The organism is Thalassoglobus sp. JC818 (assembly GCF_040717535.1).
Lineage (GTDB): Bacteria > Planctomycetota > Planctomycetia > Planctomycetales > Planctomycetaceae > Thalassoglobus.
The window spans coordinates 637,930-661,512 of record NZ_JBFEFI010000001.1 but is presented as its reverse complement, the minus strand read 5'-3'; the positions used below and the strand labels follow the sequence as shown (position 1 = coordinate 661,512).

The window sequence follows — 23,583 nt, the reverse complement described above, 5'->3', positions numbered from 1 at the left end:
GGATGGGTAGGATTTGAAGATCCACCATCAACCGACCGGGTGTGATTCATATGCGTGGGGTGGCCCAGAGAATAGAAGATTTCTCAAAACCCCAGCAAGATGATTTTCAATCAGCGAGCTGCGACCGGCAGATGATGCAGGTCGCAATCGATCCTTCCTCAGATTCTCGGAATCATTCTTCTCTAGCCTGTGTATTCGCTGCATTTTGTGCAGTGCCAGACGGAGAATCGTGGTTAGACAGCAGGATTTCAGGGGGCGTTACGAAAGATAAATTCCCGCTTTGTCGCCGAGGTCAAAACCAACTGATCCGATATGAGTCAGTTGGTCAAACTGAGTTCCGAGGCTGGGAGCCATCCAACTCTCTCCAGAGGCCTGCTCAACTCCGACGAGATCAGCAGTTCCGTTGCCATCGATATCAATTGCTGCGATCAGGGACGGGTTTTTCCCAGCCCATTTTCCGAAGGAGAGCATTCGCGTTTCGCTCGTTTCGGTGAATTGCATAAGGAACCAATCACCTGAGCCATTGACCCCCACAATTTCACTGGTGCTGTCGCCGGTGAAATCAGCGATGATGAAATTATCCCAGGCGTCCAAAGAGTTGAAAGTTCCGAGGAATTGTTCCGTCATCGTCCCTTGGTCGTCGCCTGTGGAATGAAACTCAAAGGAGTACCAATCCCCGGACTTCGTGCGGGCGGAGATTTCTTCCAATCCATCACCGTTCCAGTCCGTAGCCTGAACGTCCAGCCAGGTCGTTTTCTTGTTCCAACTCATCACCTCGAAGCTGTCGGTCAATCCCGTTGCGGATCCCAAGCTCATGTTCCAGACGCCGGACCGCTTGCTCAGTGCCACATCGTCGTGACCGTCTCCGTTGAAGTCACCGACGACAACTGCGTCTTTCAAATAGCGTCGTCCCGCCCAGCGATCACTTGCTTCCAACTCGAGACCATTGCCAGTCGAGTATTGAACGTGCCATCGTCGATCGGAGCCGAATGAAATGAAATCATCGAGACCATCCCCGTTGAAATCACCGACTGCGAGGTTTCCATTCACCTCTTTGCTTCGCCATTCGCCCCATTTTTCCGGCGTTCCCAGTCCTGAACTGTCAGTGAGTCCAACCCAGATTTGATTGGAACCATTCACGCCTGCGACATCAATGAGGCCGTCACCATTGAAGTCGCCTGTGATCAGTTCATTGACCCCAGTCGACTGCCAGTCCACGGAGTCGATCATGACCAGTTCGCCATCGACGATGACACCGAGATGAGCCATCGAGCCGTTGACCACAACGAGGTTAGTCGCTTGCTGAATGACATTCGGGTCTTCATTGACGTCCGTGATTGTGAGTTGAACATCGACGGTGTCATCGACACTGCCACCAACTTCCGGATCATTCACTCGAAGCGTGACGTTGAACTGCGAGTCGGTCTCGTAGTCGAGGTTTGTTCCCGCTTTCAGGTAAAGGTTGTCTCCAATGATCTCGAAGAGATGAGCATCCGCGCCAGCCAGGGAAACGATACTCTCGCCGAAACCGTCTTGCGTGACGGTGAATGTGCCGACCTTAAGTCTTGTGTTCAGTGTGGTGTCTTCAGCAATCGACCACGTCGTCTGGTTGAGTTCGATCGTTGGTGCAACTCGAGGAGGGGCTTCATCCACGTCCGTGATTCTGAGGCGAATGTCGACCGAATCATCAACGCTGCTTCCCACTTCGGGGTCGTCGATTCGTATCGAGACATTGAACTGTGAGTCGGTCTCGTAGTCGAGAGTCGTTCCAGCTTTCAGGTAGAGTCCATCACCAATCAGCTCGAAGAGATGAGCATCTGTTCCAGCGATCGTCACGATGCTCTGCCCGAAGCCATCCTGAGTGACTGTGAACGTGCCAATTTTGAGTCGTGTGCTGAGCGTTGTATTCTCCGCAATTGAGCCAACCGTCTGGTTGAAATCGATGGTTGGCGAGACACGTGGTGGAACTTCATTGACATCGGTGATTGCGAGTCGAACGTCGACAGAGTCGTCAATACTTCCACCGACTTCAGGATCGTTCACTTGCAGAGAGACGCTCAATTGCGAGGTGGTCTCGTAGTCGAGGTTCGTTCCCGCTTTCAGGTAAAGTCCATCGCCAAGAAGCTCGAAAAGATGAGAATCCGTTCCAGCGAGCGAGACGATACTCTGCCCGAAACCATCCTGCGTGACGGTAAAGGTGCCGATTTTAAGACGTGCGTCGAGCGTTGCGTTCTCGGTAACCGAATTTATCGTTTGATTGAAGTTAATTGTCGGGGAGACACGTGGCGGAACTTCGTTGACATCGGTGATTTTGAGGCGAACGTCTACGGAATCGTCGACGCTGCTTCCTACTTCGGGGTCGTCCACTCTTAGCGAGACGTTAAATTGCGAATCTGTCTCGTAGTCGAGGTCTGTCCCCGCTTTCAGATAGAGACTATCACCAATCAGCTCGAAGAGATGAGCGTCTGTCCCAGCGAGCGAGACGATGCTCTGACCAAAGCCATCCTGTGTGACACTAAACGTACCAATCTTCAGTCTCGCATCGAGAGTGGTATTTTCCGCAATCGAGAATGTCGTCTGGGTGAAATCAATTGTTGGTGCGACGCGAGTCGGAGATTCATCGACGTCTGTGATCTTGAGTTGGACGTCGACGGAGTCATCAACGCTACCGCCCACTTCTGGATCATTGACTCGAACTGAAACGTCCAACTGTGAGGATGTTTCATAATCGAGGTTGGTTCCAGCTTTCAAATACAGACCATCTCCGACAAGTTCAAAGAGATGAGCATGTGAACCAGCAAGTGAAACAATTGACTGGCCGACACCGTCATCGTTCACTTGCACCGTTCCAATTCGAATCGCTTCCCCAATCACTGTGTTCTCAGGGATCGAAATGACACTTTGCTCGAAGTCTATCGTTGGCGGAAGATTGATCGTCGCGGGAGGAGCTGTCGATCCGGTTCCTGACTCCGGAATGTCGCGTTGGCCATCTCCGTTGAAGTCGGCCAGTTGGAAGCTTGGAACGTTGATCGAAGCACCGAAGGACGTAGTCGTGAGTTCTGCTGAAGCCAGAGCGAGATCGCTTGAAGCCAAGAGTGCACTCGTCGAACTGACGCGATCGAGATTGAGATCAAAGTCAGTCTTGTCTCCCCAGTTCGCGACGGCAACATGACCGAACGGAATCTCGTCGAGAGGAACCGACAGGACAATTCCGCCGTCACGGATTTCGACCACTTCGCGGACGATTCCATCATAATTAACTTCAACATGATCGCCGACTTCAAAGAACTTGCCACCTCTCCACATCGGGAGATAATCCAGTTGCATCTCTCCCAGCCTTCTGACATCAACGAGGTCAGCAGCCAGGGGAGCGTTCGCAAACCCAGGGGACTCGTAAACGGAGTTCTGGTCGTCATCTTTTGTGGATTGATATGATTCGAGACTTTTGTGCCACCCGGTACTATCGTAGAAGAGAAGGCCATCGGTCACTAAATCGCTGTGCCAGTACAGATTGGAATCGGAAGTTGTGTGTTCAACATCCGAAGTGGAATACAACAGCTTATCATGGCCGGTCTGGAAGATGTTTCCGTAAAATTCGTAGTTGTCACCAGTCATTCGCATCATGCCCATGCCAGCGAAAGCAGCTGTGTTGTTCGAGATGCGAACATCGAAAACACTGTCGTGACCGAACGTCATTAAATTGCCTGTTGACCCGATCATCACATTGCCATCGACAACCACTCCCTGGGTCTCGTGCATCATGATCTGTTGGGTTGCCGCCAACAGAAGATTGTTCGAAATGACGATGTTGGAAACGTTGTAAAACGTCTGGATGTTGTCGGGGTGCCCTTTCCCGAAGTGATGATGAATGTAGTTCTCGTGGATCAGAACGTTGTTTGAGTTGTAGGCAATGACAACTCCGTCTTGACGATTGTAGGCAACTTCGTTTCGCAGAATTCGCAGGTCCGAAACCGTCACGGCAACGATCCCGTTGCCGTTTTGGGTAATCAGGTTCTGCGAGATGACCACGTTTGAAGAAGAGCGAAGCGAGACCCCAGCTTGCTGATTGTTTGTGATGACGCTATTTGAAATCTGCACATTCGTTGCATTACGAATTTCAACGCCGAGCCATTCAGATCCGCTGATTTCGAATCCATCAACCAGAACATTTGAAACGCCTATTGCCCGAAGGACTGCAGTTCTTCGGGATGCTTCGAAGTTGTCTAAGTCCGAGATGTCCCCGGATTTATAAGTGACCACAAAACCTTCAGCGGTTTCTGTGATCGAATATTCACCCGGTTGGCTGACAAAGTTCTCGTGTCCGGTTAAGTAAAAGCGGTCACCAGCTTGGATCGTCATGATTTCGTTGGGAGACTCGTAGGTAATCGTCCCTGTCGTGGAGTCAAAACCGATAATCGTTACGGTGTACTGAACGTTGCCGTGGGCCGTCCAGATGTAGAACTCCGAATCGAGAAGCGTTTCCGCATCCATTCCGATCAGTTCGGAGTCGGTGATCTTGGATTCGCCAATCGAATCGACAATCCACCATCCCTGGTCAGGGTGTCGCGATTGAGAAATCTCTTGTGAGTTCACGAAGAGCGAACTGGGGTGCCAGTCCAGTGTCGTTTGATAAGTTCCATCCCCGTTGTCAGTCCAGTTGGTGATTCGATCGCTTCCCGAAAGGACGACATGATCTCCCGGAACGGCGCGGAGAGAGATGTCCGAGGTGAGTCGAATTGTTTCGCGATACACACCTTCACGGACCCAGATCGTGTCACCTTCTGAAGCAGCATTAATCGCTGCATTGATCGACGTGAACGGGCTCGCACTATCTCCGTTTTGAATCGGGTTGGTTGAGCTTTGATCAACCCAGATCTCAGTGCCAGAAGTGGCTGCCTCGGGAACGTCCGTCGGTGTCCCACTCATGAGCGTTCTCATTTCGAGCAGTTCAAGGACTGCTGGGCTGTTCAGCGGAGAGCGTTTTTTGGGGGCGAAGAAGCTGGTTTCAATCGGTGCAAACGCCAGCCAGGGCGCAAGGATACCGTCGCGATCAACTGTAGACATGAATTGCCACTCGAGAAAGTAGGGGGGAAAGCAGAAATGAAATTGAACGAGGTTGGCGAGGGACGCGACGCAATCCGTTGCATCCAATCGTAGGTTACATTGGAGGTCATTTCGCAAGAATCCAGGAGAATCTCAGCACGAATTCGAGATGGTGAAATCCGTCAACACGTGCCCTATTGGCAACATTTCTGTGGCCTTCGAAAAGCAATCGGACCCGCTAAGAAAGCCTCGTTGCGACGTCAGGAAGTCACAATTTTCTCAGAAAACTCTCAGAGGCTGACAAAAAGCTGATCTCAGAATCACCCTGTGGGCGGTGTGCGATTTGCTTCTTGATGAGTTGCTTCTTCACAACAATTCATCAAGAAGCAAGTCATTGATGCACGGCTGCAGGATGACTCTTACGAGGATGTCTAAGATCTATTGCCAGCACAACTCACTCCCGGACTGAATGGGGGACGCCCGCCGACGGACCACTTCACCGTTCTCAAAGTCATGTGGTTTGTGTTGACTGTTGGCTGTCGCTGGAAAGACGTTCGACTGGAATCGGGCTTTTCTGATGAAACCGCAAGCACCGGTTGCGTCACTGGGAAGAGGTTGGGATTTGGAAAATGATTCATCACCTGTTGCTCACCAAATTGAGGCGACACAACCAACTCTCGCACAAGTTTGTCGTCATTGATTCGGCTCAAGTACGTGCTTTGGATGGCGGAGCTTGCAGCGGTCCGAGCCCTGTTGACCGCAGAAAGAGAGGAGTGAAATACACCCTGTTGGTTGATCGCAAAGTGGTTCCGCTTGCGTATCAGTCGGCCTCGGCGGCCAAAGCTCACCAGACTGCCTCGACAGGGCGTCGCAAGTTGGGCGAAGAAAAAGGAGACGCGGACAACCGCCGACGCCTTGGAAGAAGCCGAGGCAGACTGACCACCAGATTCCAAGCAGCGACCGGCAAGTCTGGGAAGCTCCCCTACTTCATTCTGCCTGCTGGTTATGTGGTGACGCCTAGCAAGGTAGACGCTCTTGGAACAGATCGAAGCTGGCGACGTTGGAGAAATCGTTGCGGTTGCTGCCTAAGATTCGAACGCATTTCGCCAGCGTGCCAAGGAACTCAATGTGAAAGGTGTACCAAACCGCATCCTCGACGCAATGTGAAGAAGCGTTGCAACAAGACGACCGACCAAAACCGCAATCGAATCGAACGCTTCTTCGGCCGCATCAAACGTTGTCGAAGAGTTGCCACCCGCTATGAAAAGAAAGCCGCCAACTTCGCTAGCTTCATTTGGCTCCCCGCACTCATCACGGATCCAATCTAAATGTCCATACGACCCATAGCAAGTTGACCAGCTCGCGCAATAGACCGTTGGCATTGGTTCGTAGAGAGTACGATCTTTTGGAGTCGTGGTTCTGAACGGTAGGAACCTTTTGAGCGTAACGGGACTCTGCTGGTAGTTCACTTGGTCTCGCTGGACACGAGTGATCAACGACAGTACCACTTATCTGTGATTTCCTTCCTAGGCTGCTGCAAGGTACAGACGCGTGAGTCCAGTTGAGGGTAGTTCTAATTGATTACGTTCATTGCCAAATGGGGGAAATGCAGCTTGGAAGTCGGCTTTCCGTTCTTGACGTAGTGAGATTTCGCCTATTGAAGATAGGGAACCGTGAGCTGCCCGACTGTCAGATCAGAGACCGGCGTTTCATTCCGCCGATGCCATTCTCAATCTCTTCAGCGTATCGCCGGTGAGAGTCTGGCGAGCCATGCAAGCCAAGATAGACGGACTTGCCATCGATGGTGACAACGGCCGGTCCAATGCCTTTGTGATGTCGATACATTGGAACTTTTTGCTTTCTCATGAACACGGCTCCGGTAGTAGCCCGGTAGTTTTGGTCGCTGCATTGCGAAAGCAGGTAGTCGTGAGTGACGACTCAGCAAGAGGTTAGAGCGTTTCCGTTGATCTTGTTGTCGTATTGCATTGGTAGTAGAGATCTTTGGTCAAGATTGTGTGATTGCTCCAGGGAGGGAATCATGAGCAAGTCAGCGAAGCGGGACGACCGTCAAATCGTTTGGGCCTATAGCAAGGATTTGCGAGAACGGCTGGTCGCGTTTGTGAAAGCAGGCCACTCTCGAGCTGAAGCGGCGAAAGTGTTTGAGGTGAGCTACTTCTCCGCCAAGAAGTGGATTAAATGGTACGAAGAAGGTCGTTCGCTGGAGTCCATCAAGCCAAGTGGTCCAGAACCCATATTGAGTGTGCAGGAGCGAGAGCAACTCGCTGCATGGGTTCATGAAAAACCGGATCGTACGCTCAATGACTACTGTGAACTGATCGCCCAGCACTTCGGGAAAACGATGTGTCCCTCTGCTGTGGATTCCACTCTCCATAAGCTTGGCTTCACCTACAAAAAAAGTCCCGGCACGCCGCCGAGCAGGATCGCTCGGACGTCGCGGCGAAACGCAGCAAGCATCAACGTCGCCAGCGATTTCGAGGACGTCGGTTAACTCATCGACTCGTCAACCTGTATGAAACAGGTGTCAGAACCGACATGTCGCGACTGCGAGGTCGGTCGTTGAAGGGCGAGCGACTTGATCACGAAAGAACCTGCCGGTCACTGGCAGACAGCCACGCTGGTTCAAGCAGTCGCCTGCGATGGCATTCGAGCCGCGATGCTGCTCGATGTTCCGATGAATGGTGTTTGCTTTGCCGAATTCTGTCGACGTTGGCTGGCTCCCAGCCTGGAACCGGGTGACCTGGTGCTGATGGACAACTTAAGTGCTCACAAATCGACGGAAGCCCTGGAAGCGATCCGTTCGGCTGGAGCGGGTGTTCTTTGGCTGCCACGTACTCTCCTGATCTGGCTCCAGTCGAGAAGATCATCAGCAAGGTCAAAGAACACTTTCGAAAACTGGCCGCACGCAGTTGGAACGAACTTGTTGAGGTCGCTGCCTCCGCTCTCAACTCAATCACTCCCCTGGAAATCCAGAACTGCTTCAAATCCTGCGGATACTACCTCTGACTAACCGTCAGCATGCCTCATGGAAACGCTCTAGAAATGGACGTTACAGGACTCGAACCTGTGACCTCTTCCGTGTGAAGGAAGCGCGCTAGCCAACTGCGCCAAACGTCCGGGACCGGTATTTTGATGATGATGTCAAAGTTCTGCAAGCGTGTTGTGCTTGCTTCATTCGCATCTTCTTTGGTTTGCGGTGATTCGTCGATGAAATCGGCAGCAACGGGTTGGTCAACAGTCCAGCTGAATTCACGGTCGCGAGAAATCTGGTGGGATTCGGAATTCGCCAACTACCTTGGAGTTAGCGATCGGCGTCTTCTTCGGATGTTGGCAGGCCGTGCCAGTCTGCGATGTAGAGTTGGCTTGATCCGTCCTCAGTTCTTGAAGATGTCCACATCAATTGTTTTCCGTCTGGGCTGAAGACTGGCAGAACATCTGCTTTCTCGTGTGTCGTGATTCGTGTGACCGCACCGGGTGAAACGGCGTCACCCTTATGAAGAAGATTCATCGTGTACAGATCGAAGTTGGCTCCTTGTGGTCCACGTGAATAGTCTGCGCGTGTCCAGATGATGTACTCACCCGACGGATGAAAGTAAGGCGCCCAGTTCACAGTTTGAAGATTGTCGGTCAGCTGGATTTCAGTCTGGCCATCGACGGAAACAAGATAAAGCTGGAGCATGTGTTCTTCGTCGCGATCGCTTCGGAAGACGATCCACTTGTCGTCAGGTGAGAAGAACGGTCCACCGTCGTAGCCGTCTTGATTGACGATCTGGTGGACGTTCGTGCCATCAGAGTTCATGATGTAGAGGTCGGGGTCTCCATCTCGCGTTGACGTGAAGACAATTTGTTTTCCGTCGTGCGAGTAACTTGCTTCTGCATCATACCCTTCCGCGTCAGTGAGTTGTTCCAGTTCCTCTCCGTCGAACCTGGTCACGTAGATGTCCATGTGTGGATCGAAGTCCCATTCGTAGCGTCTCCGACCGCCTGCAGCAGCAAGATCCCGAGCTTCCTTCTCAATGGTAGCCATGTCAGGGTTTGTGTGTGCGGAAGAGAAAAGCAGCGACTTTCCATCAGGAGAGAAGTAGGCGCATGTCGTTCGTCCCAACCCGGGGCTGACACGTACAGGTGTCTTCTCGTCGAGTGCCTGGACGTAAATCTGATAGAAGGGATAGCCGACTGGAAACGCTTGGAAGGCGATCGTCTTACCGTCCGGTGAAAAATATCCTTCGCCAGCTCGTGGCAGCCCGAAAGTGACCCGACGAACGTTGCCGAGGAGTTTCGATTCTTCAGTGGGCGTTGGATCTTGTGCTCTGCCGATTGCACAACAGATCAAAAGTGATGTCAGAAACATGAGCAATCGCGTGATCATCGGTTTATCTTTCTGCAATTCCCACCATTTGCTTGGAAGAAACTTCCGGTTCACAACTGGATGAGGATCTATCTGGATGCTTTGTCGGCATATCGATTTTGAGTTTACATGATCGGACGAGATTGAGGTTCGATCAAGTCTCAGGCACGGGACACAAAAAAACTCCGTCTGCTAACGTTCTAGCAGACGGAGTTGATGGTATCGAGTTTTTGCTCGGTTCGACTCGTCTATCGAAGACGAATTGAATGTTCGAGAACCGATTTAGTTGGTCTCAGCAGCTGCTTCTTCCGCAGCGGAAACATTCATGCGACGACCGTTGCGATCGAAGAAAACGGTTCCGTCGACGAGTGCGAACAGGGTGTAATCACGACCCATTCCCACATTCTTGCCGGGATGCCATTTGGTTCCACACTGTCGAGCAAGAATGTTTCCAGCAACGACGGCCTGGCCACCATATTTCTTGATTCCTCGTCGCTTGGCGTTTGAATCACGACCGTTGCGAGTTGAACCCTGTCCCTTTTTATGTGCCATGTCACTACCTCAATGAAAGCTTTGTCCGCAGTGGACAATCCGTTGTAACGTTGTAAGTGTGAATCGAGAACGACGTAATCGTGAGGATTAACGCTTCGAGAACTGGAAGCTTCGACGAGCTTTCTTGAAGCCGTACTTCTTACGTTCAACCATTCGTCCATCACGAGTCAGGAAGCCACCTTCACTGAGTGTCTGGTGAAGTTCGGGATGCTTCGCCTGAATGGCCCGTGCGATTCCGAGAACGACTGCTCCCGTCTGTCCGGTAGGTCCGCCACCGTTGACGTTCACAATGATGTCAACTTTGCCTTCAAGAGACGTCGCTGACAGTGGTCCGAGGACGAGCTTCTGATCACGCAGGATCGGGAAATACTGTTCGAACTCACGACCGTTGACGGTGATCGTTCCGCCACCTTCTTTGAGTCGGACTCGAGCAACGGCAGTCTTGCGACGGCCAGTTCCCCAAGCTACTCCGTAGCGATCCACTTTTCCGCGAATCACTGGATCGGGGCGAGTGATCTCCTCTTCACCTGAATCCTCGACGACAGCAGTTCCGCCAATTTCCAGGCCGGAAGCGAGAGACGCTTCGCCTGATGCGGCGGCCGCTGGTGCGGACGGAATGCTTGGAACTTCCGGCTCAGTCATCTCTGGTTGAGAAACTGCCTCGACCGGGGTTCCTTCCGCTGGTGTGTCATTTTCTGCAGGATCGTTGTTCGGTGAATCTGTCGACATCCGGTGTGTTCCAAAAACAAAAAACTAAGTCAATCGATTCGAGCGAGGAACGTCTTTCCTCGCCAATTGTCGGTAAATATCTTTGTCCGCTCGAGCTTGCTTCATTCGCCTGTGCTCGTGCGACTATCTTGTACGTTATCTCGAAGAATGGTCACTGCTGTTGAGAGTGGCTGGCTTGCTCGATGAAGTCAGCCAACGAACAGTCTAAACCCATTCTGGCAAGTTCTGAGGCTGCTGTGCCTGATGTGGATGGTTAGTCCCGGCGTACAGCTTAAGCTTTCGCAGCATTTTGCGTCCCAGTTTGTTCTTGGGCAGCATGCGACGAACAGCTTCGTGCAGAATCTTGGTTGGGTTGGTTTCAATCAACTCAGCACCGGTTTCGACACGACGACCCCCGGGATACCCGGTGTATCGATCGTACTCTTTCCGAGCCATTTTCTTGGTGAAATTTGGATTCTCGGCGTGAGCCAGTTTCTTTCCAGAGAACCGGATCTTGTCGCAGTTCAAAACGACAACGAAGTCACCGCAGTCGACGTGTGCCGTGTAGATAGGCTTGTGCTTTCCCATCAGGACAGTGGCGATTCGACTTGCCAGACGACCGACGATTTCGCTATCGGCATCGACAACGTACCAGTTCTGTGTGACGTCTTGTTCGCGAGCGAGTGTTGTTTTCTGAACCGTTTGCACGGCGATACCTCGAATTCTGACTTCGTTCCTTCGAAACCGGGAACGAATTCGCTACTTCATTAAGAGCATAACTACTGCAATGGCCGATACTTCCGACACTAGATGGAGCCAGTCCGTGGTCCATGAGAAGAATCGAAACGGGAAGGATAGCGTCCCCCGAGTGTTGAATCAACTGCTCGCGATCGACGAAACCTGTGAAAATGTCAATCTTTATGGACAATATGGTGGAGCGAAGCCGTTGCTCTGTGATGGTCTTTCGTCAGAATGGCTCTGCACGAGAGATTGAAGGGTTTTCTCTGATGTGATGGGAAAGCGGCAATCAAAATTTCTCCTGAGGCTGAGTTCTCCCCTTTTGTGAGGCGGCGAAGGTCGTTTTCGTTCAAGAAAATCGCGAGTTGATGTCATTCGGCTTTCTAAACATCCTGATGCTCACTGGATTGGCCGCTGTCGCCTTACCTGTGTTGGCCCACTTAATTAGCCGTCGCCGTTTCGAAGTTGTTGAATGGGGGGCGATGCAGTTTTTGAAGCTGGGGCATCGAACGCGTCGAAAGATTCGGCTTCAGGATTTCTTGCTGCTGCTCATTCGCATGCTGGTGCTCGGGATGCTGGCACTTGCTCTCGCTCGACCATGGGGAAGCGGGGCCATTTTCGGGAGTCTCGCCCCGGCAGTTTCTCGCGATGTCGTGTTTGTTATTGACGGTTCCGGAAGCATGGGATGGGAATCTGAAGATGGAATTCCACATCAGCGGGCAATTCAGTGGGTTTTCGATGCTTTGGAAGAACTGAATCCAGGCGATACCGTTTCGCTGATTGATGCACGAACACAAACTCGACGTCTTATTCATCCACCTTCCACTGATCTCAAACACGTTCGTGATTCACTGCAATCGATCGCTGCGCCGGATGGGACCTCCAAGCTTTCACAAGCTGTGATCGAAGCTGTGCAGATTTTGCTGACGACATCGAATGTCTCTCGTGAAGTGGTTGTCCTGACTGATCTGCAGAAGTTTCCGTGGTCGCTGGACGATCAACTTTCACGACAGCGACTCGACGATTTGATGTCTCAGCCCGCCGTTCCGCCAACAATTTCCATCGTCGATTTCTCGGAAAAGACCGGAACTCCCAATAACTTTTCTGTCGGGGAGATTGGATTGTCCAGATCTCTCACGGTGCCGGGTTTCCCAATTCAAATCCGTTCGGTCGTCAGCCAGTCCGGGGGAGCAAGCACAACGAAATCTGTTCGGTTGAATGTGAATGATCAGCCAGTCGCCGGTGCGGAACGAGAAGTAACTCTGGCTGGCAACGGTCAATCGACTGTCGACTTTTCACATGTCTTTTCCGAGCCGGGAATTTATCGGATCAGAATTGCTCTCGAACATGATCAACTCCCCGTCGACGATCTCGCGGAATGTTTGATTGAAGTTGTGGATGGTGTTCCGGTGTTGATTGTCGACGGTGCCCGTCATCAGGACGAAACGCGATCGGAGTCGTTTTTCGTCTCTGCAGCGTTTGCGTCATCGGGTGAGACGGAGCGGTGGGTTCGATCGACTGTCATTCCTCCGGCGGAACTCAATGAACAAGCGTTGAAAGGCAATCAGGTTGTTCTGCTTTGCAACGTGTCATTTCTCGATGAGTTGCAACAACGGGCTTTGACCGATTTCGTGGAGAGCGGCGGCGGACTCTTGATTGCTCCGGGAGATCGAACCGATTCGAACTCCTGGAACAACTGGCTCGTCTCGAATGGAGATGAGATACCGCAGGAGCATTTTCTTCCGGTTGAATTTCTTTCGATCGAATCGCAAATGTTCGAAGCGGTGAATGACGACGGCGTTTCTACAGAGGTCATGATCGACACGGACACCTTGACCGATTCCTGGATGGAACGCTTTCAGAAAGGCAACGATGTCGATTTCTCTGCCACACGTTTTTCGAAGTGGTGGAAGCTGGCGAAGCCGAAGAGCGGCCCTGATGCGCAGCCAGACACTGAACCAGAAAACGCAGAGATCATTGAGTCGAAGACTGAAGGCTCCGTCGCGGGGCGTTTTAACAATGGAGACCCCTTCCTGGTGATGCAGCAATCAGGGGAAGGTAAAGTGGCGGTCCTCTCGGTTCCGCTCGATGCAGACTGGAGTACCCTGCCCGCTCGATCGGACTTTGTTCCGTTCTTGCATGAGCTCGTCTTCCAACTCTCCGGGCAGGGATTCAAACGAAACGTGGCTGCGGGAACGGTTCTGCGACTTCCGCTAGAAGATGGAGAGCGGCCGCGAGACTATTCAGTTCGTGGCCCCAACGATGTAAATGGGGAACCCAAGTTGCTTCGCGAAGGTGAGTCACTCTTCGCGGCGTATGCTGAAACGTCTGTTCCGGGATTGTATGAATTTGTCCCGAAAGACGTTGGAAAACCTGACGCAATTCCGTTCCTCGTCTTACGCGATCCGGCCGAGTCGGATCTGACTCGGATCGATGAAGTGGAATGGGAAATTCTATCTGGAAACGACCGGATGAAACTGATTGACTCGATGAGTGATCTGACAGCTGCCAGTCAGGCTGAGCTGACACGGTCTGAACTGTGGTGGATCTTGTTGCTTGGAATCTTGTTATTGCTCGTCGCTGAAGTCTTTCTGACGCGGCGAATGGTTCAAGGCGGACACACTCAGTTCGCGACTGAAGTGGAGTGATCTCATTGGTCCTGCATTCTCGTCACTCGAATGCTCGATGGCGATCTTCAATTCGACATTGCGATGAGTTTGAGTCGCGGCAATAATTGGCCCGTCGCGCTCGACTCACTTTCCTCCCTGAGAACTGAATTCTGTTTGATGAACGAGCCCGAATCGTCTCCGTATCTACATCGTTTACGGAACCATTGCGACCTTCTCTATCCAGATATCGCTCCAGAAGATGTGGCACATCGCATCGAAGAAGTTCTGCAAGGTGTGAAGAAACCGCGTAGCAGCGGAAACGACTTGTGGTCTTCTCGCGATGCAATTCTGATCACATACGGAGACTCGATTCAGCGTTTAGAGGAATCACCGCTTCAGACACTGCATCAATTTCTTAAGGCCACAGTCGATAGCGACATCAACTCCGTCCACATTCTCCCCTTCTGTCCTTTCAGTTCGGATGACGGCTTTGCGGTCATTGATTATCGCGAAATCAATCCAAAGCTCGGGGATTGGAATGATGTCGAACAGGTTTCCAGCGACTATCGATTGATGGCCGATCTGGTGATCAATCACGTCTCGTCGGAGAGTGAATGGTTCGAGAATTACCAGTCGGGCAGAACTCCAGGCGCGGGCTTTTTCGTGGAAGCGAATCCCGATGAAGATCTGACAAGCGTCGTACGACCGCGTGCTTCGAGCCTATTGAGAGAAGTTCAAACTCCTCAAGGAACTCGGTACGTCTGGTGCACGTTCAGTCACGATCAGGTTGATTTGAATTTTCGTAATTTCGAAGTCTTCATTGAGTTCTTGAAGATCATCCGAATTTACCTCGATCACGGTGTCGAGATCCTGCGTCTGGACGCGATCGGTTACCTGTGGAAGAAGATCGGGACGACCTGTATTCATCTGCCTGAGACTCACGAAATGGTCCGGTTCCTGCGGACGGTTCTCGACGAATACGCGCCGGGGTCGATCCTGATTACCGAAACCAATGTCCCGAACCAGGAGAACCTGACGTACTTCGGCAACGGCAACGAAGCCCACATCATCTACAACTTCAGTCTTGCTCCTCTGATGCTGCATGCACTGCTGGCAGGGACTTCGAAGTACTTGAAAGCCTGGATGATGAGCATGCCCCCCGCTCCGATGGGGTGTACTTATCTGAATTTCACCGCATCGCACGACGGAATCGGAATGCGCCCGGCTGAGGGACTGCTCTCTGATCAGGAGCAGGAAGAAATGGTCCGAACCATCGAGAAATTCGGGGGGAAACTTTCCACTCGAAAACTGGGGGACGGGACGGAAAAAGTCTACGAGTTGAATGTCTCACTCTTTGATGCACTTCAGGGAACCCTGGAAGGGCTCGACCGCTATCAGGTTGAACGCTTCATCTGCTCGCAAACAATCATGATGGCCCTGGAAGGCATCCCGGCATTTTACATTCACAGCTTAGTGGCGACGCCGAACGACACGGAACTCGTCGAGAAAACCGGACGCGCCCGCTCAATTAATCGACATCAATGGGACGCTGACGAGCTCGAGAAACTTCTCGATGATCCACAATCTCCGCAGTCGAGAGTTTCCAGTGAGATTCTCCGCCGAATGCGAATTCGTTCTCAGCAACCTGCGTTCGACCCCAGTGCTGTCCAATTCACGCTGCATCTCAAGACGCACTTCTTCGGATTCTGGAGGCAGAGTCGGGATCGCAGGCAGAGCATCTTCGCAATCAACAATGTGACATCCCGACGCAGAAGTTTGACGCTCTCGGATCTGAATCTCATCGTGACCGACAACTGGTTCGATCTTCTCACCGGGGAACGATTTGACGACCGGTCGCAAAAAATTGCGCTCGCTCCGTATCAAACTCTCTGGATCACAAACTGGAAAAGCGACTGAGAGTTCGCCGCAATAATTCAGCCGATTCCGATTACGGGTTCTTGACTTCATCCGGGCGTCGCGTCAGCGCGAAGTAGATGACGTAGAACCAGGACAGGAAGGCCGAGATGATGGCCCACAGGATCGACCGGTTTCTTTGCCAGGAGCAAACAACCGCGAGGACAGATCCGAGCCCGATGCCGGTCTGAGCAACGTTTGTTGTGATGGTTTCAGCCAGTAGTAGCGGGATTGGCATCAGACGCTTTCTTACGAGTCAGTGACAAATGACTTGTCATTGTTTAGTGATGATCAAGACTGGTGACGAAGCTGCAAAGGGGACCTCAACAGCCTCGAGTCCTTAAAGCATTCGTTTCATCAAGGAAAATCTTAGACCGTTTTCGCATTTAATCCGTGATCAGCCATGTTCGTTTTCACCTGAAAGCGTGCGACGCATTTTGAAGTTGTCGAAGACGACTCCATTTTTGACAACCTGTTGCGGCGTGACGACCTGAAAACCGTGTCGTTCAAAGAACGGACGTGCGGTGATGCTGACATCGGACGTCAGTTCATTCAAATCGAGCTGGGCAGCCTCTTCGAGAATCGCGACCATTAATTGCCGTCCCACTCCCCTGCTCTGCCACAAATGGTGAACGTAAAAATGATCGACGTAGCCACTCTCAAGCAGTGCTGCATATCCGACGATCTGCTCATCGGCAATGCACACAAACGGGTTCATGCCAGCAATTCGGGCATTCCAATGGTCAGGATCAACCGAGTCGGGAGCCCAAGTCTGGACTTGCTCTAACGAGTAGTCACGCCGATTGATACTCCGGATGGTGTTGAAGAAAAGCTGCCGGAGCGACTCTTCTTCACCCGGTTGATAGCGCCTGATTTGAAATGACAAAGCATCCTGCCTTTGTTTGATCCGTCAGCCCACTTGAGCAACTGACCGGCTCCACGCTTTACTTGCTCTTTTTCTTTTGAAAGTAACGCTGGTACTCAGGACGATCTTTCCAGTCATCGAAGTACGGTCGATACTCATCACTTTCCGTCCAGGTCTTCGGTCCGGGATCGGCAGGAACCACTTCTCCTTCCGGGTAGTCTTGACCAGCGATGCTTTGATCGACGGACTCATGAAACTGCTTGAGTGCTTGAATCATGCGAGTAGCAACTTGCGGTGACTCTTTGATCAGGTTTTGAGTTTCGTTGGGATCGTTCTCGATGTTGTACAACTCGTAAACGTCCGCATCTTTTTTGGGAGCGACGATCTTCCAGTCGTTGTCGATTAGTGCGGATCGGCCGGTGTGTCGAAAGCCGATTGGTTTCTCGCGCTCGTCGAGTTCTTTCTCGATCAACGGCTTCAGGCTGACCCCATCTTGCGGGGTGATGCGAGCGCCTTCCGGCAGTCCGATGATGTCAGAAATCGTTGGGAAGATGTCCATTGTACATGCTGGGTATTCTGTGACTCGCGCACTTGCGATTTCGTTGGGCCATTCGATGATCGCAGGAACACGCAATCCCCCCTCGTAGACTGTTCCTTTAAAGCCTCTCAGGCCGCCCACCGTATCGGGGCGAATTTCTGGAAGTCCGCCGTTGTCGCTGCAGAACCAGAAGAGCGTGTTGTCTGCGACTCCCAATTCTCGCAGCTCCTTTCGAAGCGTGCCGATGCTTCGATCCATTGCCACCAGTTCTCCGTAGTGATGAGACGATGGATCTTTCAGTTCGTGAAACGCTGACCGATCTTCGTCGCTTGCCACAAACGGGCTGTGGGGAGTTCCGTACCAGATCACCGTGAAGAACGGTTGAGACTCCTCAACCTGTTGGCCAATGAACTTGACTGCTTCATCGACGATGATTTCCGAAGAGTCTCCTTCGAACTCTTCAAACTCCCCCATACGGCTCATGATCGGGTCACGGTCAAAGAAGTTGGTCACCGACAGCCAGTAGTCGAATCCAAATCTTCCTGGGCTGCGAATATCGTCCCCGAGGATTGGGGCACCCGCTCCGCGATAGCCGTTCAGGTGCCATTTGCCAAAATGGCCGGTGGCATAGCCAGCTGCTTGAAGAGCTTGAGCGACTGTCTTCTCTTGTGGCCTGAGCGGAACGCCATGGTTCAAAACCCCTGTCCGATCGTTTGTTCGACCCGTCATGACAGTGGCACGCGTTGGAGAGCAGTTCGGTGCTCCTGCATAGAAGCGATCGAACCTCAGCCCGTTGGCTGCCATTTCGTCGAGATTGGGAGTCTTCAACACCGGGTGGTTGTAGTAACCGGTTTGTCCCCAACCCATGTCGTCGGCCATCACGAGAATGATGTTCGGCTTCTCGGCAAGACACTCCACGCCATTTGAAACGATGATCACGAGTCCAGTCAGAAAGAGACTCAGTGAAAGACGCAGTTGAGAAATCGTCAGGAGTAGAACTGGCTTCATAAGTATCTTTCTGCACTGAATGGGTGGGGCAGGATTTGGGGAAAACGAAAAATCGTTGGCAGGACTCTTACTCTATGATCTGGAACTTGACTTCGTCGATCGTTCCAGTGAATTCAAACTTCCCGTGATCAGCGTAGGCGGGGTCGACGGGAGTGATGGAGTCTCTTCCAACTTCGAAAGGTTCCAAGCCGTGACGGAACAAGCTGCGTGACAGTTCACCTTTGCCAGCTGGCTTTCCATTCACGAACAACTGCAGTGTTCCCCCACCCTCTTTTGACCCGTTGGGAGTGAACTCAGCTGAGATCGTCACTTCTCCTGTTCCGATCGGCGAAGTTCCAGGAATGTTGACATTCGCGATATCAAAACAGGTGTACCGGAAATTGGGCTTGGAGTCCTTGATGTAGAGTGACCATCCGGCGGAGAAACCACCGGCGCAGGTGATGACCCCTTCAGATCCATTCTCCGGGACTTGAATCTTCGCTGTGATCCTGTGAGCGCGCGGGAAGAGTTGCGGACCAACCGGTTCCGGCATCGCCACCTGATTTCCGTAGTACGTCCAGTTTGTGGGAGGCGTTCCCCCGACTCGCAGCTTCGGATCGAATCGTTCAGCGAATCTAGGATCGAGCGGAAAGACCTGATACTTGAGAGCTTCTTCTGTGAACAGGTCTTGTAGCTCTTTCAGCTTCTGTGGATATTCTTCGACGAGGTTGACCGCCTGGGAGAAGTCGTCTTCGATGTTGTAGAGCTCCCACGGAGCATTCAGGAAGTCGCCCGACCGACTGTTGGTGTCCCAGGGGACGCCGAAATGAGAACAAGCGACCCAGCCATCATGATAGATGCCACGATTGCAGAACATCTCGAAATACTGAGTCTGTCGCTTCCCTTCGCTCTCTTCGTCATCAAACGAGTAGAGCATGCTCACACCTTCAACAGGCAGCTGCTCAATACCGTTCACGGTTTTCGGTTCGGGGATTTTGCAGGCTTCGAGAATCGTGGGCACAACGTCAATCACATGGTGAAACTGAGTACGCTGTTCCCCCTTGCTTTGAATTCCCTTCGGCCAGTGCACGACCATTGGGTTTCGCGTTCCTCCGAAGTGTGAAGCGACTTGTTTCGTCCATTGAAACGGGCTGTCCATGGCCCACGCCCAACCAACAGGTACGTGCGGCTCACTCGACGGGCCGCCGATTTCGTCGAGACGGTTGACGGTACTTTCCAGCCCGAGCTGAATTCCCAGCAGGCTCGCGAGTTCGCTGAATGTCCCCTCAAGTCCGCCCTCGGCACTGGCTCCGTTGTCGCCCACAATGTAGAGCACGAGCGTGTTATCAAGCTCTCCGGAGTTTTCGAGGCTGTCGATCAGACGCCCGACATGAAAGTCGGTATGCGCCATGAAGTCTGCGTAATTCTCCATGAGACGTAAGTAGACGGTCTTCTGTTCGTCGGTTTGACTGTCCCAAGCTGGAATTTCTTTCGGACGTGGCGTCAGCTTGGTGCCGGGTGGGATGACTCCGTTATCGAGTTGGCGTTGGTGAACGATCTCCCGTTCGCGATCCCAACCGTGATCGAACTTGCCTTCGTGTCGACCACGCCAGTCTTTCGGGACGTGATGCGGAGCATGGACTGCACCGGTGCTGAAATAAGTAAACCACGGTTTGTCCGGATTGGCAGCCCGCACGTTATTGATCCACTTAATCGCTTCATCAGTCAGATCTTCGGTGAGGTGGTACCCCTCCTCCGGTGTCTTGGGTGGTGAGACCCAGGTCGTGTTTCGATAGAGTGTCGGGTAGAACTGGTGAGCTTCGCCCTGATTGAATCCGTAGAAGTACTCAAACCCGAGGCCGGTCGGCCAGCGGTCAAATGGGCCAGCTGGGCTGATGTCTGGTTCGGGAGAGTTATGCCACTTTCCGAACATCGATGTGGCGTATCCGTTGCCGCGAAGAAGTTCCGGAATCAGTGCTGTGCTTTCCGGAATAATCCCGGTGTACCCAGGGAAACCGGTTCCCATCTCGATGATCACACCTGTTCCGACTGTGTGATGATTTCGCCCGGCGAGGAGCGCAGCTCGTGTCGGACTACATAGTGCCGTTGTATGAAATCGTGTGTATGTCAATCCGTTGTCAGCCAGTCGCTGCAGATTCGGCGTCTGCACGGAACCGCCAAACGGAGAACACATCCCAAACCCGACATCGTCGAGAAGAATGATAAGCACGTTTGGAGAACCCTCACGAGCCCGAAGTGGCTGTGGGTAAGATGGAGTCGAATCGCTCAACGTTTCTCCAACTTTTCCGTCAAAGGGCGGATCTGGTTGAGGGAGTTGCGTTTGCCCAAAAGACTCCGGCCCATGTGCAGCCAGTATGAAAAAGAGTGCAGCGAGACAGCATCGGAATTGCATCATCGACATCATGCTTTCCCCGGACTTTCATTGGAAACGATTTGTGTCGGCAACCAGAACTGGTCGTAAGTCAACCAAGATGGGATCTTCAAACGTCGGAAGTTCGGAACAACCAAAGCTTGATAGGCGAACTCACTCGCTTCGTTGTAACAATGCTTCGATTGAGAATCTACCGGGCAAGCAAGCACGGGCGAGGATTGTCGTTTCACAATCCTAAGATTGCTTGGTTGTCAAAGTCTGAATACCTCATCAGGATACCGTCCAACGGAAGTTGAATGAGGATCTGTGACGACTGTCATCGCTTTCGAGGTAGCATCAAGCGTTTGCTCATTGCTGCGATGAAGTAACTGCCTGTCCCGTTAGACAAAGACATTCAAACCAAAGGCAAACGAATCCATGAGTGAGATTCAGGTGACCGGCGTCGATGTTGTCATCGTCGCCATCGCGGTGCTGTGGGTGGGGAACCGCATCACTCAGTCTGTTTCGATTTTACAGAAGTACAGCATCCCGATCGCTGTGACTGGTGGATTGCTGTGCAGCCTGTTCGTTGCGGCACTCGGAGCTTTGGGTGGTCCCGAAATCGTGTTTGAAATGACAATTCGTGACACCCTCTTGATGGTGTTCTTCACCACGATTGGAATCTCTGCCAAGTTTGGTCGCCTCGCAGCGGGCGGGAAGTCTCTCGGAGTAATGGTCATATGCGCCGGCGTTTTTCTTGTGATTCAGGACTTCGTCGGTGTGATGGTCATGAAAGCCATCGGATCGCATCCGGCATACGGTCTCTTCGCGGGAAGTGTGTCACTCGCTGGCGGACATGGAACGGCGATTGCTTGGGGAAAAGAAGCGGAAGCTGCGGGTCTGCCGAATGCGGATTTAATCGGAATCGCGTTCGCGACATTCGGTTTAGTCGCCGGAGGAGTGATCGGCGGGCCAGTCGCTGAATGGTTGATCAAGCGAAACAACCTCGTCCCCGAAAGCACAGCTGGCCATGCAAGCAGCTCTGAAGAGTCAGAGTCTTGTGAGCCCTACTCCTTGAATCTTGCGCTGCGAGTCATGTTGGTCCTGGCCTTGTGCCTTTCATTCGGCGAAGTCGTGAATGCGTGGCTCTTTTCCAACGACATCAAGTTACCGGGGTTCCTGACTGCAATGATGGTGGGAATCGTTATCACTAATTTGGCAGACACATTTCAAAAGCCATTGCCGCTTGCTTTCTTCGACAAAGTCGGCGAAGTGGCCCTTCAATTGTTTCTGGCGATGAGTTTGATGAGCATGGATCTCTCATCGCTTGCGAGTTCCTTCGGCACGATCATTCTTGTCTTGATAATTCAAGTTGTCGTGATCGCGTTGTTTGGAATTCTCGTCATCTTTCGAGCGATGGGCAAAGACTACGACGCAGCTGTGATCGTCGGTGGATTCTGCGGACTCGGAATGGGAGCGACGCCGGTAGCGATCGCCAACATGAGTGCCGTTACCCGCAAGTATGGACCGTCATTCAAGGCATTCCTCGTCGTCCCGCTCGTCGGAGCATTCTTTATCGACGTACTGAATGCAATGGTGATCAAGTTCTTCGTAGGACTGCCGATCATGCAGCAGCCTTTGTGACAGCGAGTGTTTTACGATCCCGTTGATTTACCAAGCAGCTTCGTCATTCATGTCTTAAACATCACGGGGCGAAAGTGGCTCGAGTGTCGACATTTCGAGCAATTCGAACTCGAAACTCTGAAATAACTTCTCACACAAAACAACAACACCGCCGCGAGATTGGTTCTCGCAGCGGTGTGTTTGTGTTAATCAGCGGACTTTAGAATTCACCCACGATCTGGCCGTCGTTTCGAGCGCAGAGACGCTGGAATGTTCCGACTTGTGACCAGGGAATGACGTTGTTGTTCACGTCAGCCCAACTCGTCTGAGTGTGGTCGATGCTTGTGCTGAGGAATCGGACTGATCCGTCTGCCAGCAGGAACTGTGCTCCGCCATCGTGCAGACTTCCGTATGAGTTACGTTTGGTGTTGTCGTTGGCGACTGATGGTGGATTGATTCGGAACTCACCAGCTCGCATGGTGGACTCAGGAGCATCAGCGCGACCGTTATTGTTGCGCTGGAAGTGTCCGTACCAAGTAGCGTCCCACAGGAAGGCTCCGCCGCCAGTATCTGCTCCAACTCCCCAGTATTTAACCTCACCGGCCAGAATGGTGTTGGAAGAGCCATCGGTAATGTCTCGGAAACCGAAGTTTTGGTCTTCGATCATGACTCCGTTTTTACGACCGACTGGCTGTGTGTAGTAAGCGGATTGAACGAACGATCCAGGGCAAGCGACGTAACTTGATGACGCAATTCCAGGATTATTGAATTGGACGCTTCCGTTCGCTGCACCGATCTTAAAGTGAGTCGGCTGAGTGGAGGAAGGACAGGTCATCATTGTGAAAGTCGAAGTGATCACCTGATCGTTCGGTGGTTCCCACATTCCTCGACCATCGAACTCGATCAGGTTGAACAGGTTGGCCTGATCGATCATCGGGAGAATCGACATGCTCCAACCCCAGCCCGGAGCTCGATTCGGGCGGTCGCCGCGATTTCTCATTCCATTGGCCTGAAGAGCCATGGCTTCGCTTTGGAACATCCAGCCGGGAGGAAACTTGCCGTAGACATCATGATAGTTGTGCATCGCCAACCCGATTTGTTTGAGGTTGTTCTTGCACTGTGTTCGTCGAGCAGCTTCTCGGGCTTGTTGCACAGCCGGAAGTAGCAGAGCAATCAAGATTGCGATAATCGCGATCACGACAAGGAGCTCGATCAGCGTAAAAGCTTGCCGACGTCTTGTGGGGGAGTGGGACACTTCAGCACCTCATA

Annotated in this window: 18 protein-coding genes and 1 tRNA gene; 7 read left to right on the top strand and 12 right to left on the bottom strand. The window is 52.3% G+C overall.

Going from position 1 to position 23,583, the window contains the following annotated elements:
* Nucleotides 1-258 precede the first annotated feature (258 nt).
* Nucleotides 259-5,064, bottom strand: coding sequence for a right-handed parallel beta-helix repeat-containing protein (locus AB1L42_RS02325; protein ID WP_367050738.1), 4,806 nt, complete (start codon nucleotides 5,062-5,064; stop codon nucleotides 259-261).
* A gap of 420 nt (nucleotides 5,065-5,484) precedes the next feature.
* Here AB1L42_RS02325 and AB1L42_RS02320 point away from each other — a divergent pair, with 420 nt between their 5' ends.
* Together AB1L42_RS02320 and AB1L42_RS02315 are read left to right on the top strand one after the other, a co-directional pair.
* Nucleotides 5,485-5,676 carry a hypothetical protein gene (locus tag AB1L42_RS02320; protein ID WP_367050736.1) on the top strand — a complete coding sequence of 64 codons (192 nt, stop codon included), beginning with the start codon at nucleotides 5,485-5,487 and terminating at the stop codon, nucleotides 5,674-5,676.
* Complete coding sequence (locus AB1L42_RS02315) at nucleotides 5,673-6,371, top strand: transposase (protein ID WP_367050734.1); 699 nt, start codon at nucleotides 5,673-5,675, stop codon at nucleotides 6,369-6,371. The genes AB1L42_RS02320 and AB1L42_RS02315 overlap by 4 nt, the downstream gene beginning before the upstream one ends.
* A 361-nt stretch (nucleotides 6,372-6,732) precedes the next feature.
* On the opposite strand, the gene AB1L42_RS02310 is transcribed toward AB1L42_RS02315, so the two are convergent.
* Entirely contained in the window at nucleotides 6,733-6,909 is a 177-nt protein-coding gene (locus AB1L42_RS02310) for a hypothetical protein (RefSeq protein ID WP_367050732.1), read from the bottom strand.
* Between the two features lie 172 nt (nucleotides 6,910-7,081).
* Here AB1L42_RS02310 and AB1L42_RS02305 point away from each other — a divergent pair, with 172 nt between their 5' ends.
* Together AB1L42_RS02305 and AB1L42_RS02300 are read left to right on the top strand one after the other, a co-directional pair.
* Entirely contained in the window at nucleotides 7,082-7,552 is a 471-nt protein-coding gene (locus AB1L42_RS02305; RefSeq protein ID WP_367050730.1) for an IS630 transposase-related protein, read from the top strand.
* 84 nt (nucleotides 7,553-7,636) lie between these two features.
* Nucleotides 7,637-8,071, top strand: a complete 435-nt coding sequence (locus AB1L42_RS02300) for a transposase (RefSeq protein ID WP_367050728.1) — start codon at nucleotides 7,637-7,639, stop codon at nucleotides 8,069-8,071.
* A 33-nt stretch (nucleotides 8,072-8,104) separates the two neighbouring features.
* On the opposite strand, the gene AB1L42_RS02295 is transcribed toward AB1L42_RS02300, so the two are convergent.
* The 5 genes from AB1L42_RS02295 to rplM form a co-directional block, all read right to left on the bottom strand.
* A tRNA-Val gene (locus tag AB1L42_RS02295) sits at nucleotides 8,105-8,178 on the bottom strand.
* A 184-nt stretch (nucleotides 8,179-8,362) separates the two neighbouring features.
* Nucleotides 8,363-9,430, bottom strand: a complete 1,068-nt coding sequence (locus AB1L42_RS02290) for a biopolymer transporter Tol (protein WP_367050726.1) — start codon at nucleotides 9,428-9,430, stop codon at nucleotides 8,363-8,365.
* A gap of 261 nt (nucleotides 9,431-9,691) precedes the next feature.
* The gene (gene rpmA, locus AB1L42_RS02285) at nucleotides 9,692-9,961 is read right to left on the bottom strand and encodes a 50S ribosomal protein L27 (protein WP_367050724.1); all 270 of its coding nucleotides are present in this window, start codon (nucleotides 9,959-9,961) and stop codon (nucleotides 9,692-9,694) included.
* A gap of 87 nt (nucleotides 9,962-10,048) precedes the next feature.
* Nucleotides 10,049-10,690 carry a 30S ribosomal protein S9 gene (rpsI, locus tag AB1L42_RS02280; RefSeq protein ID WP_367050722.1) on the bottom strand — a complete coding sequence of 214 codons (642 nt, stop codon included), beginning with the start codon at nucleotides 10,688-10,690 and terminating at the stop codon, nucleotides 10,049-10,051.
* Between the two features lie 204 nt (nucleotides 10,691-10,894).
* Complete coding sequence (rplM, locus tag AB1L42_RS02275; protein ID WP_367051692.1) at nucleotides 10,895-11,383, bottom strand: 50S ribosomal protein L13; 489 nt, start codon at nucleotides 11,381-11,383, stop codon at nucleotides 10,895-10,897.
* A 392-nt stretch (nucleotides 11,384-11,775) separates the two neighbouring features.
* Here rplM and AB1L42_RS02270 point away from each other — a divergent pair, with 392 nt between their 5' ends.
* Together AB1L42_RS02270 and AB1L42_RS02265 are read left to right on the top strand one after the other, a co-directional pair.
* Nucleotides 11,776-14,055 carry a BatA domain-containing protein gene (locus tag AB1L42_RS02270; protein WP_367050720.1) on the top strand — a complete coding sequence of 760 codons (2,280 nt, stop codon included), beginning with the start codon at nucleotides 11,776-11,778 and terminating at the stop codon, nucleotides 14,053-14,055.
* Nucleotides 14,056-14,193: 138 nt separating this feature from the next.
* Nucleotides 14,194-15,933: a sugar phosphorylase gene (locus tag AB1L42_RS02265; RefSeq protein WP_367050718.1), complete on the top strand. Its 1,740-nt coding sequence runs from the start codon at nucleotides 14,194-14,196 to the stop codon at nucleotides 15,931-15,933.
* Nucleotides 15,934-15,964: 31 nt separating this feature from the next.
* Here AB1L42_RS02265 and AB1L42_RS02260 read toward each other — a convergent pair whose 3' ends face one another.
* The 4 genes from AB1L42_RS02260 to AB1L42_RS02245 all read right to left on the bottom strand — a co-directional run bounded on the left by AB1L42_RS02260 (nucleotide 15,965) and on the right by AB1L42_RS02245 (nucleotide 20,736).
* Nucleotides 15,965-16,168 (bottom strand): hypothetical protein, encoded by a 204-nt coding sequence (locus AB1L42_RS02260; protein ID WP_367050716.1) that lies wholly within the window; start codon nucleotides 16,166-16,168, stop codon nucleotides 15,965-15,967.
* 159 nt (nucleotides 16,169-16,327) lie between these two features.
* Nucleotides 16,328-16,816: a GNAT family N-acetyltransferase gene (locus AB1L42_RS02255; RefSeq protein ID WP_367050714.1), complete on the bottom strand. Its 489-nt coding sequence runs from the start codon at nucleotides 16,814-16,816 to the stop codon at nucleotides 16,328-16,330.
* 58 nt (nucleotides 16,817-16,874) lie between these two features.
* Nucleotides 16,875-18,341 (bottom strand): sulfatase-like hydrolase/transferase, encoded by a 1,467-nt coding sequence (locus AB1L42_RS02250; RefSeq protein ID WP_367050712.1) that lies wholly within the window; start codon nucleotides 18,339-18,341, stop codon nucleotides 16,875-16,877.
* A gap of 67 nt (nucleotides 18,342-18,408) precedes the next feature.
* A complete protein-coding gene (locus tag AB1L42_RS02245) occupies nucleotides 18,409-20,736 on the bottom strand; it encodes an arylsulfatase (protein WP_367050710.1) in 2,328 nt (775 codons plus the stop codon).
* A gap of 393 nt (nucleotides 20,737-21,129) precedes the next feature.
* On the opposite strand from AB1L42_RS02245, the gene gltS reads away from it, so the two are divergent.
* The gene (gene gltS, locus AB1L42_RS02240; protein ID WP_367050708.1) at nucleotides 21,130-22,335 is read left to right on the top strand and encodes a sodium/glutamate symporter; all 1,206 of its coding nucleotides are present in this window, start codon (nucleotides 21,130-21,132) and stop codon (nucleotides 22,333-22,335) included.
* 199 nt (nucleotides 22,336-22,534) lie between these two features.
* Here the strand turns inward: gltS and AB1L42_RS02235 are convergent, their stop codons facing one another.
* Complete coding sequence (locus AB1L42_RS02235) at nucleotides 22,535-23,569, bottom strand: DUF1559 domain-containing protein (protein WP_367050706.1); 1,035 nt, start codon at nucleotides 23,567-23,569, stop codon at nucleotides 22,535-22,537.
* Nucleotides 23,570-23,583: the final 14 nt, after the last annotated feature.

Excerpts from the sequence above, each read along its gene's own strand:
- AB1L42_RS02325 (WP_367050738.1), bottom strand. The coding sequence starts at position 5,064 with ATGTCTACAGTTGATCGCGACGGTATCCTTGCGCCCTGGCTGGCGTTT.
- AB1L42_RS02315 (WP_367050734.1), top strand. The coding sequence starts at position 5,673 with ATGATTCATCACCTGTTGCTCACCAAATTGAGGCGACACAACCAACTC.
- AB1L42_RS02310 (WP_367050732.1), bottom strand. The coding sequence starts at position 6,909 with ATGAGAAAGCAAAAAGTTCCAATGTATCGACATCACAAAGGCATTGGA.
- AB1L42_RS02305 (WP_367050730.1), top strand. The coding sequence starts at position 7,082 with ATGAGCAAGTCAGCGAAGCGGGACGACCGTCAAATCGTTTGGGCCTAT.
- AB1L42_RS02290 (WP_367050726.1), bottom strand. The coding sequence starts at position 9,430 with ATGATCACGCGATTGCTCATGTTTCTGACATCACTTTTGATCTGTTGT.
- rpmA (WP_367050724.1), bottom strand. The coding sequence starts at position 9,961 with ATGGCACATAAAAAGGGACAGGGTTCAACTCGCAACGGTCGTGATTCA.
- rpsI (WP_367050722.1), bottom strand. The coding sequence starts at position 10,690 with ATGTCGACAGATTCACCGAACAACGATCCTGCAGAAAATGACACACCA.
- AB1L42_RS02270 (WP_367050720.1), top strand. The coding sequence starts at position 11,776 with ATGTCATTCGGCTTTCTAAACATCCTGATGCTCACTGGATTGGCCGCT.
- AB1L42_RS02265 (WP_367050718.1), top strand. The coding sequence starts at position 14,194 with ATGAACGAGCCCGAATCGTCTCCGTATCTACATCGTTTACGGAACCAT.
- AB1L42_RS02260 (WP_367050716.1), bottom strand. The coding sequence starts at position 16,168 with ATGCCAATCCCGCTACTACTGGCTGAAACCATCACAACAAACGTTGCT.
- AB1L42_RS02250 (WP_367050712.1), bottom strand. The coding sequence starts at position 18,341 with ATGAAGCCAGTTCTACTCCTGACGATTTCTCAACTGCGTCTTTCACTG.
- AB1L42_RS02245 (WP_367050710.1), bottom strand. The coding sequence starts at position 20,736 with ATGATGCAATTCCGATGCTGTCTCGCTGCACTCTTTTTCATACTGGCT.
- gltS (WP_367050708.1), top strand. The coding sequence starts at position 21,130 with ATGAGTGAGATTCAGGTGACCGGCGTCGATGTTGTCATCGTCGCCATC.